This window comes from Rhizobacter sp. P5_C2 (assembly GCF_054049715.1).
The window spans coordinates 1-14,014 of record NZ_JBFULV010000052.1; the positions used below are offsets into that span (position 1 = coordinate 1).

The 14,014-nt window shown below is 68.3% G+C and carries 13 protein-coding genes; 4 read left to right on the forward strand and 9 right to left on the reverse strand.

Features of this window, described 5'->3' with window-relative positions:
- Positions 1-310 (reverse strand): transposase (locus ACXJLU_RS19315; RefSeq protein ID WP_457333710.1); only part of this gene is annotated, 310 nt, incomplete at its 3' end.
- A 62-nt stretch (positions 311-372) separates the two neighbouring features.
- A complete protein-coding gene (locus ACXJLU_RS19320) occupies positions 373-960 on the reverse strand; it encodes an NYN domain-containing protein (protein WP_457333712.1) in 588 nt (195 codons plus the stop codon).
- Positions 961-1,022: 62 nt separating this feature from the next.
- Here ACXJLU_RS19320 and ACXJLU_RS19325 point away from each other — a divergent pair, with 62 nt between their 5' ends.
- Both ACXJLU_RS19325 and ACXJLU_RS19330 read left to right on the forward strand, forming a co-directional pair.
- Complete coding sequence (locus tag ACXJLU_RS19325) at positions 1,023-1,949, forward strand: AlbA family DNA-binding domain-containing protein (protein WP_457333714.1); 927 nt, start codon at positions 1,023-1,025, stop codon at positions 1,947-1,949.
- A gap of 95 nt (positions 1,950-2,044) precedes the next feature.
- Positions 2,045-2,578 (forward strand): DUF2846 domain-containing protein, encoded by a 534-nt coding sequence (locus ACXJLU_RS19330; RefSeq protein WP_457333716.1) that lies wholly within the window; start codon positions 2,045-2,047, stop codon positions 2,576-2,578.
- 18 nt (positions 2,579-2,596) lie between these two features.
- On the opposite strand, the gene ACXJLU_RS19335 is transcribed toward ACXJLU_RS19330, so the two are convergent.
- From ACXJLU_RS19335 to ACXJLU_RS19355, 5 genes are all read right to left on the reverse strand, one after another.
- A complete protein-coding gene (locus tag ACXJLU_RS19335; RefSeq protein ID WP_457333718.1) occupies positions 2,597-3,664 on the reverse strand; it encodes a homocysteine S-methyltransferase family protein in 1,068 nt (355 codons plus the stop codon).
- A gap of 66 nt (positions 3,665-3,730) precedes the next feature.
- Entirely contained in the window at positions 3,731-5,785 is a 2,055-nt protein-coding gene (locus tag ACXJLU_RS19340) for a putative bifunctional diguanylate cyclase/phosphodiesterase (RefSeq protein WP_457333720.1), read from the reverse strand.
- A 138-nt stretch (positions 5,786-5,923) separates the two neighbouring features.
- Positions 5,924-8,230, reverse strand: coding sequence for an ATP-binding protein (locus ACXJLU_RS19345; RefSeq protein WP_457333721.1), 2,307 nt, complete (start codon positions 8,228-8,230; stop codon positions 5,924-5,926).
- A 103-nt stretch (positions 8,231-8,333) separates the two neighbouring features.
- Positions 8,334-8,606 (reverse strand): BTH_I0359 family protein, encoded by a 273-nt coding sequence (locus ACXJLU_RS19350; protein ID WP_073465867.1) that lies wholly within the window; start codon positions 8,604-8,606, stop codon positions 8,334-8,336.
- 66 nt (positions 8,607-8,672) lie between these two features.
- A complete protein-coding gene (locus ACXJLU_RS19355) occupies positions 8,673-9,644 on the reverse strand; it encodes a DUF3108 domain-containing protein (RefSeq protein ID WP_457333724.1) in 972 nt (323 codons plus the stop codon).
- A gap of 109 nt (positions 9,645-9,753) precedes the next feature.
- Between ACXJLU_RS19355 and ACXJLU_RS19360 the strand changes: the two genes are divergently transcribed.
- Positions 9,754-10,749 (forward strand): fumarylacetoacetate hydrolase family protein, encoded by a 996-nt coding sequence (locus tag ACXJLU_RS19360; RefSeq protein ID WP_457333726.1) that lies wholly within the window; start codon positions 9,754-9,756, stop codon positions 10,747-10,749.
- A 6-nt stretch (positions 10,750-10,755) separates the two neighbouring features.
- Here ACXJLU_RS19360 and ACXJLU_RS19365 read toward each other — a convergent pair whose 3' ends face one another.
- Entirely contained in the window at positions 10,756-11,169 is a 414-nt protein-coding gene (locus ACXJLU_RS19365) for a VOC family protein (RefSeq protein ID WP_457333728.1), read from the reverse strand.
- Between the two features lie 41 nt (positions 11,170-11,210).
- On the opposite strand from ACXJLU_RS19365, the gene ACXJLU_RS19370 reads away from it, so the two are divergent.
- Positions 11,211-12,191, forward strand: coding sequence for a TraB/GumN family protein (locus ACXJLU_RS19370; protein WP_457333730.1), 981 nt, complete (start codon positions 11,211-11,213; stop codon positions 12,189-12,191).
- Here the strand turns inward: ACXJLU_RS19370 and ACXJLU_RS19375 are convergent, their stop codons facing one another.
- Positions 12,192-14,006: a S8 family peptidase gene (locus tag ACXJLU_RS19375; protein ID WP_457333732.1), complete on the reverse strand. Its 1,815-nt coding sequence runs from the start codon at positions 14,004-14,006 to the stop codon at positions 12,192-12,194.
- Positions 14,007-14,014: the final 8 nt, after the last annotated feature.

The following is a 14,014-nucleotide window of genomic DNA, read 5'->3' on the forward strand; positions in this document are numbered from 1 at the left end:
GGAACCCGGTGTCATCGATGATCCACCAGCCGCCTTGGCTGAAGTCCATCTGCGGCACCACCCATTGGCAGACCCGGCGCAGCATCTCTCGATCGGACCATTCAGCCTTGGCCACGAAGTGATGCAGCGCTTGATGCCGAGCGCTCGCATGCACGGGATCCACCCGCGCGGCCATCGGCTCCACGCTCTTGCGCGACAGCGGCAGCATCAGCCCCGTGCAATACCCCTTGAGCCCCGCATGGCGGTCCGAATGCCCCAGACCTTGCGCCAGGTGCTCCATGTACTCGTCAAACCGTTCGCTCGCACCCATCGTTCCTCATCTGAAGAATGAAGAGGTACGTATCGTGCCACGATTTTAGTGACACAGTAAGACTAGTACCGAAGCTTTTCGACGACACGCCCGTGGTTCACGAAAGTGATCTCTTCATAGAAGTCGTTCAGATAGCTGACCGTCATCGCCCCAGCCGCGTGCTCCATCTGCCGGAGGAATGCGCTTCCGATTTGCTCTCGCCACGACCAGAGGCGCACATTCCACTTGCGACGCAGGGCTCGTGCGATGCCATCTGTGAAGCTTGTTCCAAATTCCGAGACTGCGGAGTCACCAGTGGCAATGACAAGCACCTGCGGCGGCTCGTGGTCGAGAAGGGCGTGGGCAATCTTCAGGTGCAAGATCTCATCGACGCCTTGCTCTTTGCTTCCCCCATCGACTGTATCCACACGGCGTAGCAGGTCGGTGCTGTAGCCTGCCTCACGCGAGTAGTGCCAGAGATCGTCGTTTCCCGGTGGGACTGAACCTGCCAACACACGTGTGACAGGCGAGTAGCCACGCTCAATCAACTCGAAAAAATTCTTGTAGTAGACGCGTACTTGCGCGCGATCAACTGTTGGTTCACTGGTTTGCGCGGCACGTCGGGCCCCTTGAAAGATGTTGGAGTTGTCAACGAAGATGTGCGCGTTCATCAACTTTCCCTCCGCGGCAACGACCCATGGACGCATGACATGGTGAGGCATTGATACTCCACATGACGCTCGACGACATCATCAAGCTTATCGGTGCTCCCGAATCAGCGACGCTGGAGTTCAAAGGCGCGCCGTCTCTGGCGAGAACGGGCAGCGCCCCGCAAGAGATGGTCAAAGACATCAGTGGCATGGCCAACGGCGCCGGTGGCCGCATCATTTATGGTTTGGCGGAGCGCAAGGACAACGGTCGGGTGTATGCCGATCGAGTCGATCCGGTGTCTGATCCAACAATTTCGGTTGACTGGATGATGCAGGTGGTCGCGGCCAATACGGCGCCCCCGCTCGGCTCGTACTCAGTACGCGACGTGCCGGTAGACGGTGGCCGGGTACTGGTAGTCGACATCTCGGCTGGCGATACGGCACATCAGAACAGCTTCGATCACAAGTACTACCAGCGGATCGGCACTCAGACGAAGCCGATGGTGGATTTCCAGATTCGTGACGTCATGAACCGCCGAACGGCACCGGTCATCGCACTTCACATGCGTCGGCAAGTTCTCAGCATGGCCATGGAACACCAAGTTTTCTACTACGAAATCGAGCTGGAGAACGTTGGTGTGAAATCCCTCGATGGCTGGATCTTGGATGTCGACTATCCCAAAGCATCAGTAGACGCGGCGAGGGCGACCACCCTTCCCACCGGCGCTTCGCTGATCAACCGCATTGAGGAGAACGGCAAGGAGTGGTCACGCTATCGATTCCTCGCATCGTCGGACGAGCTTCGCATGCGCGGCTTGAGCGTGATTCATCCGCAGCAAGCCGTCAGTCTCGGAGCGACCGTTGGACTTGGGCAAATCAAACTCGCCATGGATCGCCATATTTACCGACAACTGGAGCCATACCAAATTCCGATCCGATGGTGCCTCTTCATGCCTGACTCCAAGCCGTTGCAGGGAGAGCTCTCATTTTCGGAGTGGGCCGGCTTTTAGTTCAGCTTGGATTCACATACAAAAGCAGCGGAAAAGCTCACAAGGATGGAGGCGTTGCCCTGTTGTCAGCGCGGACCCCCCTAGACTCCGTCGCCATGCACGACCACTCCACCTCTATCCGACAAAGTCGCCGGCTGGCCATCGCCTGGTGCTGCACCGCGCTGGCAGGATGTGCCGCCACCGGCCCGGCGTTCCAGCGGGCCCCCGCGCCGCACGGCGACCAGGCCCTCGTCTACATCTATCGGCCCCAGGGCGGGCCGCTGTCGCTCTCGATGCGGGACGCGTACTTCTACGTCGACGGACAGAACGTCGGCGACCTCAGCTCGCAGGGCTACACGCGCTTCTACGTCCCTGCGGGCGAGCATGAGCTGGAGCAGAAATGGCCCTTGGACGTCGTGGGGCTGTTCGGGCGGCCGCTGCGGATGAAGCTCACCTGGGGAGCGCAGCAGACCTACTACCTCCGCTTCATCGTCGAGGAACCGCGTCCCGGCAACTACCCGGTGATCTTGACCACGCGCTACGTGCTGTCGCAACCGTCGCCGCAATCGGCGATGAACGAGATCCAGGCCATGAAGTACCAGCAGCCTCGCATCGAGAACCCGCAGGCCGCTTCGCAGCCGACGCGTTGACGACTCGGCGACCTGTGCTCAGGCCTCGGCGGCCTCGTCGGCCGGCACCAATCCGGCGAACAACGGATCGTGCCGCGAGCGCGGCCGGTACGCGCCCACCCGCTTCGCGATCTCGGCGATGTGCGCCGGCGTCGTGCCGCAGCAGCCGCCGGCGATGTTCAGGAAGCCGGCGCGCGCGAACTCCTCGACCAGGCTGCCGGTGATCTCCGGCGTCTCGTCGAAGCCGGTGTCGCTCATCGGGTTGGGCAGGCCGGCATTCGGGTAGCAGCTGATGAAGGTGTCGCCCGCCACCTTCGCCAGTTCCTCGATGTACGGCCGCATCAGCGTCGCGCCGAGCGCGCAGTTCAACCCGATCGCGATCGGCCTGGCGTGGCGCACGCTGTGCCAGAACGCGCTGACCGTCTGCCCCGACAGGATGCGCCCCGACGCGTCGGTCACCGTGCCGGAGATGATCACCGGCAGCCGCTCGCCGGTGTCTTCCATCAGCTCGTCGAGCGCGAAGATCGCGGCTTTGGCGTTCAGCGTGTCGAAGATCGTCTCGACCAGGAACAGGTCGCAGCCGCCTTCCAGCAGCCCCGCCGCCTGCTCGTAGTAGGCCTCGCGCAATTCGTCGAAGCTGACGTTGCGCGCGGCCGGGTCGTTCACGTCGGGGCTGATGCTCGCGGTGCGCGGCGTCGGGCCGAGCGCGCCGGCCACGAAGCGCGGCTTGTCGGGCGTGCTGTACTTGTCGCAGGCCTCGCGCGCCAGCCGCGCGCCCACCACGTTCATCTCGCGCGCCACCGCGCCCAGGCCGTAGTCGTCCTGCGCGACGCTGGTCGCCCCGAAGGTGTTGGTCTCGATCAGGTCGGCACCGGCCGCCAGGTACTGCTCATGGATCTCGCGGATCACGTCGGGCCGCGTGAACTGCAGCAGCTCGTTGTTGCCCTTCAGGTCCTTCGGGTGGTCGGCGAAGCGCTCGCCGCGGTAGTCGGCCTCGCCGAGCTTGTAGCGCTGGATCATCGTGCCCATCGCGCCATCGAGCACCGCGATGCGTTGCGACAGGATCTGCGGCAGGGCCGCACCACGGGTGTAGACAGGAGCGTTCATCGGGCGATTGTAGGAAACCTCCGCGGGCCGCACCCGCGGCAGGGTCGACGAATCAGCGGATCGTGATCAGAGCGCAGCCGACGAGATCGTGTCGCTGAACAGCGAGGCCCGGAAGTCGATCGGCGCCGGCCCTTCGTCGTTCATCGCCCACAGCGCCAGCGCCTTGGCCGACATCGGCTTCGCGAACAGGAAGCCCTGCAGCTCGTTGCAGCCGAGCGAACGCAGGATGTCCTGCTGCTGCTCGGTCTCGACGCCTTCGGCCACCACCTTCAGCCCGAGCGCCTGCGCGAGCTTGACGACCGCGTCGACGATCGCGCGCGCATCGGGGCTGCTCTCCAGGTCGAGCACGAAGCTGCGGTCGATCTTCAGCTCCTCCGACGGCAGCTTGCGCAGGTAGCTCAGGCTCGAGTAGCCGGTGCCGAAGTCGTCGATCGACAAATGCACGCCGAGCGCCGACAGCTCCTCCAGCACCTGCAGGTTGGCGCGCGTGTCGTCCATCGCGGCCGATTCGGTGATCTCGCAGGTCAGCAGCGAGGGCTCGATGCGGTGCGCGCGCAGCGCCGCCTCGATGCGCTTGGGCAGGTCGGGCTGGCGCAGCTGGTGCACCGACAGGTTGATCGCGACGCGCATGCGCAGGCCCTGGTCGCGCCACAGGCGGATCTGCCGGCAGGCGTCCTCGATCAGCCAGTTGCCGAGCGCGTTGATCAGCCCGAAGCGCTCGGCCAGCGGGATGAAGACGGCCGGGCTCACCATGCCGCGCTGCGGGTGGTGCCAGCGCATCAGCGCCTCGGCCCCGGTGATCTGGCCGCTGGGGGCGTGGATCTTCGGCTGGTAGTACAGCTCCAGCTCGCCGTGCTCGATCGCGCGGCGCAGGTCGTGCAGCAGTTCGACCTGGTCGCGCGCGCCGGCCACCATGTGCGGCTCGAAGAAGCAGTGCGCCGCGCCGCCGGTCCGCTTGACGGCATTCATCGCGGCCGCCGCATGCGGCACCAGCTTCGACAGCGCGCCGTCGTCGGGGTAGATCGCGATGCCGATCGAGCAGCTCAGCGGCACCTCGTGCCCGTCGAAGCGGCACGGCTCGTTCAGCGCCGCCATCACGCGCGACGCGAGCCGCCCGGCCACGTCCTTGTCGGGCGCGCCTTCGAGCAGCACCAGGAATTCGTCGCCACCGGCGCGCGAGACCATGTCGCGCTCACCGGCCAGCCGGGTCACGCGCTCGGCGACCTCGCGCAGCACCGAATCGCCGCTCGCCTGGCCGAAGGATTCATTGATGGCCTTCAGCCCGTCGAGGTTGCAGAACAGCAGCGCGAGCCGGTGCCCGTGGCGGTCGGCGCGCAGCACCGCGCGCTGCAGCCGCTCGTCGAACATCGCGCGGTTCGGCAGGCCGGTCAGCCGGTCGGTGTAGGCCGCCACCTGCAGGTCTTCGCGGGCGCGCCGCAGCATCGAGCGGAAACGCGCCTCGAGGATCGAGGTCAGCAGCAGCACCGCCAGCAGGATCGGCACGCCGACCACGGCCAGCGCGGTGACGGTGGCGAGGCTCACCTCGTCGGCGGTCGGCGACAGCGCCAGCATCGGCACCTGCGCGCCCATCACGACCGCGGCATTGCCGACGGCCATCGCCGTGCCCAGCACCACCGAGACGATGGCGCGCCAGCGGAAGCCGACCGGCGCGATACGCCGGCGCCAGGCCATCAACCCCAGCCCGCTGCCGCCGATCGCGCAGGCAGCCAGCCAGCCGGGCACCAGGATGCGCCAGTCCCATTCGACATGCGGTTGCAGGCGCAGCGCGAACAGCGCGACGACGGAGGTCGCGCACAGCGCGCTGCCGATCGTCAGCGCGGCGAGCAATCCGTCACGCACATGCAGGCCGGCGCGGCTGCCGAGCGTGCAGGCCAGCAGCGAACCGGCATAGGCCACCGCCAGCGAGCCGAACACGATCCAGCCGCTATAGCCCATCGGGAACGGCAGCGGGCCCGACGCCATCACGATGAAATGCAGCGCCCAGGTGCCGACCGCCAGCGCCAGTGCCGAGCCGGACAGCGCGCGCAGCGAGGTCGCGCGGTGGCTGGACGCCACACCGCGGGCCAGGTCGAGCGCGACGTACGCGGCAAAGACGGCCATGCCGAAGGAAGCCGCCCACAGCTCAGGCCGGAACCTCCAAGGAATGAATGCCTCGTCCATCGAACTCGCCGCTCCAGGTCGTTCGGTCGTTATCGGCCGGGACGACGCGGGCTTGAGGCGCGCGCGGACGATTCGGCGTCAATGCATGAAGCCGATCCCGCGGCGATGCCGCACCTCGGGTTTCACGCGGTGTTCGGATTCAAGCTGGGACAGGAATTCGGCCGGAGTGAACGCTTCCCCCAGCACGTCGATCTGGCGCCGCACCGCGGCGAAATCGCCGGGCGCGAGCAGGTCGAGCAAGGCCAGCCGGCCGCGCTGCTCGTCGTCGAGCAGCGCCGCGTCGCCGCCCAGCGCCTCGGCGACGAACATGCGCTCGCGCTGCGCGGCGGTCAGCGGCAGGAACCGGATCTTGAAGGTGAAGCGGCGCAGCGCCGCCTCGTCGAGGTCGTCGAACAGGTTGGTGGTGCAGATGAAGACGCCGCCGAAGCGCTCCATGCCCTGCAGCATCTCGTTGACCTCGCTGACCTCGTAGTTGCGCTCGGCCATGCGGCGGCTGCGCAGGAAGCTGTCGGCCTCGTCGAGCAGCAGCACCGCCTGCTCGGACTGGGCCTCGTCGAACATGCGCGCCATGTTCTGCTCGGTCTCGCCGACGAACTTGCTGACGATGTCGGAGGCCTGGCGGATCAGCAGCGGGCGCTGCAGCTGCTGCGCGATGTGCTCGGCCAGGGCGGTCTTGCCGGTGCCCGGCGGCCCATGGAAGCACAGCGTGCCGTGGCCCTTGCGGCGCAGCGCCTCGATGATGCGGACCAGCTCGAAGCGTGATTCGGTGTTGACGAGGCCGAGGTCGTAGGTGGTGACCACGTGGCGCGCGCCGCGGCCGGCGATGCCGTTGCCGAGCGCCTTGTCGGCATGCCCGAGCTGGCGCTCGATCAGCGCCTCGATCGCCGGGCCGGCGTCGTCTTCGGCGGCGAGCCGCGCGAACTTCACCGCGGTGCGCACCTGCGCCGGCGTCAGCCCGCGCCGCTCGGCCAGCCGCGCGGCGAAGCCCTCGGACACCGCCACGTCGACCAGCGCGCGCGTCACCAGCGCCTCGCGCGCGCCGGGCGGCGGCGATTTCAGCTCAAGGTGGTACTGGAAGCGGCGGCGGAATGCCGGGTCGATCTGCTCGATGCGGTTGGTGACCCAGATCACCGGCACCGGGTTGGTCTCGAGGATCTGGTTGACCCAGGCCTTGCCGCTGACGCTGCCCGAGACGACGCCGTCGCCGGTGTCCATGCGCGCCATCAGCTGGGCGGCATCGGTGGAGATCGGCGGGAACACGTCCTCGACCTCGTCGAACAGCAGCGCGACGAGGTTGCCGCCCTTCAGGAACACCTGGCTGATCTGCAGCGAGCGGTAGCGGTCGCGGCCGGACAGCGAATTGCCGTCGCGGTCGGCGTACTCCACCTCGTACAGCTCCAGGCCGGCGGCCTGCGCCGCCACCTTCGCGAGCTCGGTCTTGCCGGTGCCGGGCGGGCCGTACAGCAGCACGTTGACGCCGGCCGCCTTGCGCGCGACCGCATTGCGCAGCAGCGCGGTCAGCACGCGCTGGTCGTCGCCGACGTAATGGAAATCGCCGGGCTGCAGCTCGCTGCGCGTGGCCGGCCGGGTGAACACCGCCATCAGGTCGGACGGGCCGGCGTAATGGCGCATCAGCACCGGCGGCAGCTGCTCGCTGACCTTCATCAGGTCGGCCAGGTCGGTGATGTTGTGCTCGGAGATCAGGTTCTCGACCATGCCGATGCGCTCGAGGCGCGAGCCGGCCCGCAGCGCCTCGGCGACGTCCTGCTCGTTGACGCCGGCCACCGCGGCGATCGCGGCATAGGCCTCCTGCGCGTTCGACACCTTGAACTCGACCAGCAGCCCGCGCAGGTCGCGCTGGTAGCGGGCGAGCGTGCCGTACAGCAGCAGCGCGCGCTCGGCCGGGTTCAGCTGCAGCAGGCCGGCCAGCGCGTCGATGTTCTTCTCGACCAGCGTCGATTCCTTCTTCAGGCTGCGGTCGAGCCAGTCGGCGGTGGCGCCGAGCACCGCGAGCAGGTCCTTCGGCGCGTCCTTGATGTATTCGTCGACGTAGAAGAACAGCGTGCCTTCTTCATACGGGCCGCGCCAGGCGCCGTGACGCGCCATGAAGGCCTCGTCGGCCAGCGCCTCGTGGCCACGCCAGTGCTCGTTGCCCTTGCAGCGGGTCTTCAGGAAATCGCGCAGCCGCCCCAGCACGCTGGCCGGCCACACCAGGTGGCGCCCAGTCAGCGACAGCAGGCTGTTCCAGTCGCGGCGCAGGTTGAAGCGCCCGGCGTGCCGCACGGTGAGCGTCAGCACGAACTGCGAGCACATGCGGTCGAGCACCGGCGCCTCTTTCAGGCCGGGCGACAGCAGCATGCGGGCCTCGAGCTGGCGGGTTGCCATGGATCCTCCTCGGTGCGGGCGATCTTGGCGCAGCCCGCGCCGGGGGGCAAGCCCCATCGGCCGGGGGAGGTGCCCGGCTTTACAAAACTGTCAGCGAACGGTCTTAATGGAGGACCAGCGGGTGCTGCATCAGCGGCGAGAAGCGCTCGAGGTAGTCGTCCATCTCCTCCTCGGTGGGCGAGCTTTCGATCAAGGCCTCGACGCCCTGCTTGAAGCTTTCGGCGAGCGCCCCTTCGATGAAGATCTCCTTGCGGGCGAACTTGTCGACGATCTCGTAGCCGCCGCGCATCAGCGATTCCTCGCGCACGGCGCTGGCGCCCTGGGTGGTGTCGAACTGCACCACGACGAAGTTCTCGGAGTTGTAGAGCATGTGCATGGAAAGCTCTCCTTCAGGGGCAGGTGGTGGGGCGTGGCTGGTTTTCAAGTCGCGCCCCCATGCGGGTCAGGAGGCGATTTGCATCTCTTGCAGGATCAGGTCGAGCACGTCGTTCGACCCGTCGCTGCTTTGCCGGTAGCGCACCGGCAGGAAATGGCGCGCCGGGTCGAGCCAGACCTCGATGCGCGTGTCATGCGGCTTGCGCGGCTCGCGCGTGAAGCGCCAGGCGGGCGTCGCCTGGTCCTGCAGGTTCACGCTCTGCAGGCCTTGCGAAACGAAGTGCCAGACCTCGCCCTCGCCCTTGGCGCCGGCCACGAAGAACGACAGCCGCTCGCCGGCCGCCGGCGGCGCGCTGCGCGCGTTCAGCACCGCACCGAGCTGGATCATCCAGCTGAGGCGGTCTTGCGCGCCGGCGACCAGTGGGTACTCGGTGCCCGGGCCGGAGAACGTGATCTTGCCGGCCTCGCGCTGGAAATTGGCCGCCTGCAGCGACTTGCCGCGGCGCTCGTCGGTGAAGCGCAGCGGCGCGATGCCGGCCTTGTCGACGCGCCCCTGGCTGGCCCAGGTGAAGACGCGGAAGCCGGCGACGCTGCCTTCGAGCCGTGCCTGGTACTGGCCCTGGCCGCCGAGGTTCTGCCACTGCAGCTCGCTGCGCCCGCTGAAGCCGCTGCGGCGCAGGTCGAAGCGCAGCACGGCCGATGGCGGCAGGCGGGTCGGGTAGACCGGCGCGACCTCGGCGTCGTTCGGCGCAGCCGGTGCGGACGCGGCAGAGGCCGCGGCCAGCAGCGTCGGCGCGTCAGATGAGGGGGGCCTGGGTTCGGTCCTGAGGGGGGCCTCGCGGCGCGGCGCGGCCGGTGACGGCGCGATGACCGCGGCAACCGCTGCCGCAACCGGTACCGCCTCTACCGTGCGCACCTGCATCGCCGACACCACCAGGTCGGAGCGCCCGGCCGACGCGCCACCTGCGACGCCCTGCCACGCGGCGGCATGCATCAGCAGCACGAGGGACAGGGCGGTGAGCGGCGGCAGGATTCGCAAGGGGGCGGGGCGACGGGACGTCAAGTTGGGGGATGGGAGGCAGGTGGGGATCGTTCAGGCATCGACAATACGGCAAACCGCATACCTTCCCCGATCCTACGGACACCCGATGAAACTCGCCACCTACAAGGACGGCTCGCGCGACGGCCAGCTGGTCGTCGTCTCGCGCGACCTGAGCACCGCCCACTACGCCACCGGCATCGCCACCCGGCTGCAGCAGGTGCTGGACGACTGGAACTTCCTGTCGCCGCAGCTCGAAGACCTGTTCGTCACGCTGAACCACGGCAAGGCGCGCCATGCCTTCGCGTTCGATCCGAAGCAGTGCGCCGCGCCGCTGCCGCGCGCCTACCAGTGGGCCGACGGCTCGGCCTTCATCAACCACGTCGAGCTGGTGCGCAAGGCGCGCAACGCCGAGGTGCCGGAGAGCTTCTACACCGACCCGCTGATGTACCAGGGCGGCAGCGACGACTTCATCGGCGCCTGCGACGACATCGTCGTGCCGAGCGAGAAAATGGGCATCGACTTCGAGGCCGAGATCGCGGTCGTCACCGGCGACGTCGCGATGGGCACCCCGCCCGAGCAGGCGCTGGAGGGCGTGCGGCTGCTGATGCTGGCCAACGACGTGTCGCTGCGCCACCTGATCCCGGCCGAGCTGGCCAAGGGCTTCGGCTTCTTCCAGAGCAAGCCGGCCACCGCGTTCAGCCCGGTCGCGGTGACGCCCGACGAGCTGGGCGGCGCGTGGAAGGGTGGCCGCGTGCACCTGCCGCTGCAGAGCACCTGGAACGGCAAGAAGGTCGGGCTGTGCGATGCCGGCGAGGAAATGACCTTCCACTTCGGCCAGTTGATCGCCCACATCTGCAAGACGCGCAACGTGCGCGCCGGCAGCATCGTCGGCAGCGGCACGGTCAGCAACAAGGACTGGTCGCGCGGCTACAGCTGCATCGCCGAGAAGCGCGCGATCGAGACCATCGAGACCGGCGAGCCGAAGACCGAGTTCATGCAGTTCGGCGACACGATCCGCATCGAGATGAAGGGGCCTGACGGGAATTCATTGTTCGGCGCGATCGACCAGCAGGTGCGACAAGGCGGCGCCATCGAGACCTGAACGAAGTCAGTGGTCGTAGACCGCGTCCAGCGACCGAAACCCCTTGACCTCGATCGGGTTGCCTGACGGGTCGCGGAAGAACATCGTCCACTGCTCGCCCGGCTGGTTCTCGAAGCGCACGCCCGGCGGCAGCACGAACGCGGTGCCGGCGGCCTGCACCCGCGCCGCGAGCGCCTGCCAATCGGGCAGCTCCAGCACCACGCCCAGGTGCGGCATCGGCACCAGGTGGGCGCCGACGCGGCCGGTGTTCGTGGTCGCGAACGGCTCGCCCAAGTGCAGCGACAGCTGGTGGCCGAAGAAATCGAAATCGACCCAGGTGTCGGTGCTGCGGCCCTCGCGGCAGCCGAGCACGCCGCCGTAGAAGCGGCGCGCGGCATCGAGGTCGGTGACATGGAAGGCGAGGTGAAACAGGCTGCGCATGGTGTGGGCGATTCTCGCGCAGCTTGGCTACAGTCGCAGCCATGACGCCTTCCCTCCTCGCCCTCGCGCGCCGGCTGCTGGCCGCCCTCCCGTTGCTGTGGTTCGCCGCCACCGCGCCCGCGCAGGAGGTGGGCGCGGCCTGCGCCCAGCAGGCGGCCGCGCAGGCGGCGCGTGCGCTGAAGGCGCAGTCCGAGCCCGGCGGCTCGCGCGACCGCGGCTTCCTGTGGCGCATCAGCAAGGGCGGCCACGATTCGTGGCTGTACGGCACGATGCACGTCGCGCGGCCCGACTGGGTGATCCCGGGGCCGGCCGTCGCGGCCGCGCTGCGCGAGAGCCAGCGCATCGCGCTCGAACTCGACATCACCGACGCCGACATCGCGCGCCGGCTCGGCGCCGCGCAAGCTCCCGGCGGCGGCGAGCCGCTGCCCGAGGCGCTGGAGCAGCGGCTGCAGGGCCAGGCGCGCGCCGCCTGCATCCCCGACGCCATCAGCCAGTCGCTGAGCCCGGTGCTGCTGGCGCTGAACCTGGCCGTCACGGCCGGCCGCGCCGACGGGCTGGACCCTGCCTACGGCATCGACGCCTTCATCGCGCTGCTCGGGCACCAGTTGGGCAAGCAGGTCGATTCGCTCGAGACGCCGGAGATGCAGCTCGAGATGCTGACCGGCGGCACGCCGGAGGAACGCGTCGAGATGATCGACCGCACGCTGGCCGAGCTCGAGAAAGGCCAGACGCGGCGCATGCTGAAGCGCATCGCCGACGTCTGGTCGGGCAGCAAGCTCGACGAGCTGGAGCGCTACGCGAGCTGGTGCGATTGCATGAAGACCGCCGACGACCGGCGCGACATGAAGCGCATGCTCGACGAGCGCAACCCGGCGATGGCCGAGCAGGTCGCGGCCTGGCACGACGGCGGCGAACGGGTGTTCGCCGCCGTCGGCAGCCTGCACATGATCGGGCCCCAGGGCCTCCCGGCCCTGATGAAGGCCCGCGGCTACCGTGTCGAGCGCATCATTTTCAAGCGCTGATCAGTTGACGGCGAGGGTGTACTTGCCGTTCGTCGCACCGGTGCCGCCGCTGTAGTACAGCACCCGCACGTAGTACGTCGCCGACGCACCGCTGTTGGTCACCGTCACCGCGTCGACCTGGCCCGTGCCCTTCTCGCTCAAACCCACCTGCGTGCCACTGCTGTTGTAGACGTACAGGTCATAGTCGGAGCTGCTGTTCGGCGTCAGCGTCGCCGTCAGCGACGTGCCGCTGGCCACCGTCACGCTGAAGTAGTCGGTGTCGCTGCTGCTGCCGGCGGTACCGGCGATCGTCGTGCCCTTGGTCACCGCCTGCGCCGTGGCGCGGGTGTTGTTGGACTCCACCTCCGGCGTCGTCGTCGGCGGCGTGACGCCGCCGCCCGCCGCATCCACCGCCGCATTGGCATCCACCAGGCCTGCGCCGCACTGCGAGCAGGTGGCAGGGAAGGCCCGTGACGACGACTTCAGCAGCGTCTCCACCTGGTCCGGCGTCAACGACGGATTCTTCGACAGCATCAGCGCCACCACGCCCACCACGTGCGGCGTCGCCATCGACGTCCCCTGGTAGTAGGCGAAGCTGTCCGCGCCCGGCGTCGTGGCACCGTTGTTCAGCGTCGACAGGATGCCGTTCGCCGAACTCGTGCGCACGTCGCCGCCCGGGGCCGCCACGTCGACGAGGGCGCCGAAGTTCGAGTAGTACGCGCGCCCACCGCTGCGGTTCGTGGCCGCCACGGTGATCACGCCGCTGCAGCTCGCCGGCGAGAAGCCGGACGCGTTGGCGTTGCTGTTGCCGGCCGCCACCACCACCACCGTCCCGCGGCTGCGGGCCGAGGTGATGGCGTTCTGCGACGTGGTGTCGCAGGCGCCGCTGCCGCCCAGCGACATGTTGATCACGCGCGCCGGATTGGCATTCGCCGGCACGCCGCTCACCGTGCCGCCCGAGGCCCAGATGATGGCCGCCGCGATGTCCGAGGTGTAGCCACCGCACTTGCCGAGCACGCGCGCCGGCACGACCTTGGCGTTGAACGCCACGCCGGCCACACCGCTGCCGTTGTTGGTGACCGCCGCGATGGTGCCGGCCACGTGCGTGCCGTGCCAGCTGCTCGATTCGGCCGCGATGCCGGCACCGCATTCGCCGGCGGTGATCCAGTCGCCGGGATCCTTGGGATCGTTGTCGCGCCCGCCGCCGTCGTTCGCGGTGGCCGTGTCGGCGATGAAGTCGTAGCCGGGCAGGATGTTGGCCGCCAGGTCGGCGTGCGGCCGGTAGCCGGTGTCGATCACCGACACCACGACGCCGGTGCCGGTGGACTTGTCCCACGCGGCCGGCAGGTTCAGGCCGGCCGTGGCCTCGAAGTACTGCCACTGCTGGCCGTACTGCGTGTCGTTCGGCGTGAACAGCGCATGCAGGATGCGGTCGGGCTCGGCGTACTCGACGTTCGGGTCCGAGGCCGCGATGTCACGTGCGATCTGCGCGACGTCGGCCTGCGGCAGCCGGCGGTCGAACTTCATCACGTGGGTGTCGAACGCGCCGATGCGCAACAGCTGCATCTGCACGCCGGCCCGCAGCGCGACATCCTGGGCGCTGCGGTGCAGCACGCTGCGTTCGGTGGTGGAGGCGGTGGAAGCAGCGCCGGCGGCGCCGCTGCGGTACTTGATGATCAGCCGGTCGGTGGGCGTGGGGACGTCGGCCTGGGGTACTGCGGTGATGCTCTGGGCCGCCGCTGCTGCCGACAGCACGCCGGCATGGACCGGGAGCGCGGTGGCGCCCGTCAGGACCAGCAGGGCTGACAACACCCTGCGCAGAGAGATTCGATGCATGGATCGCT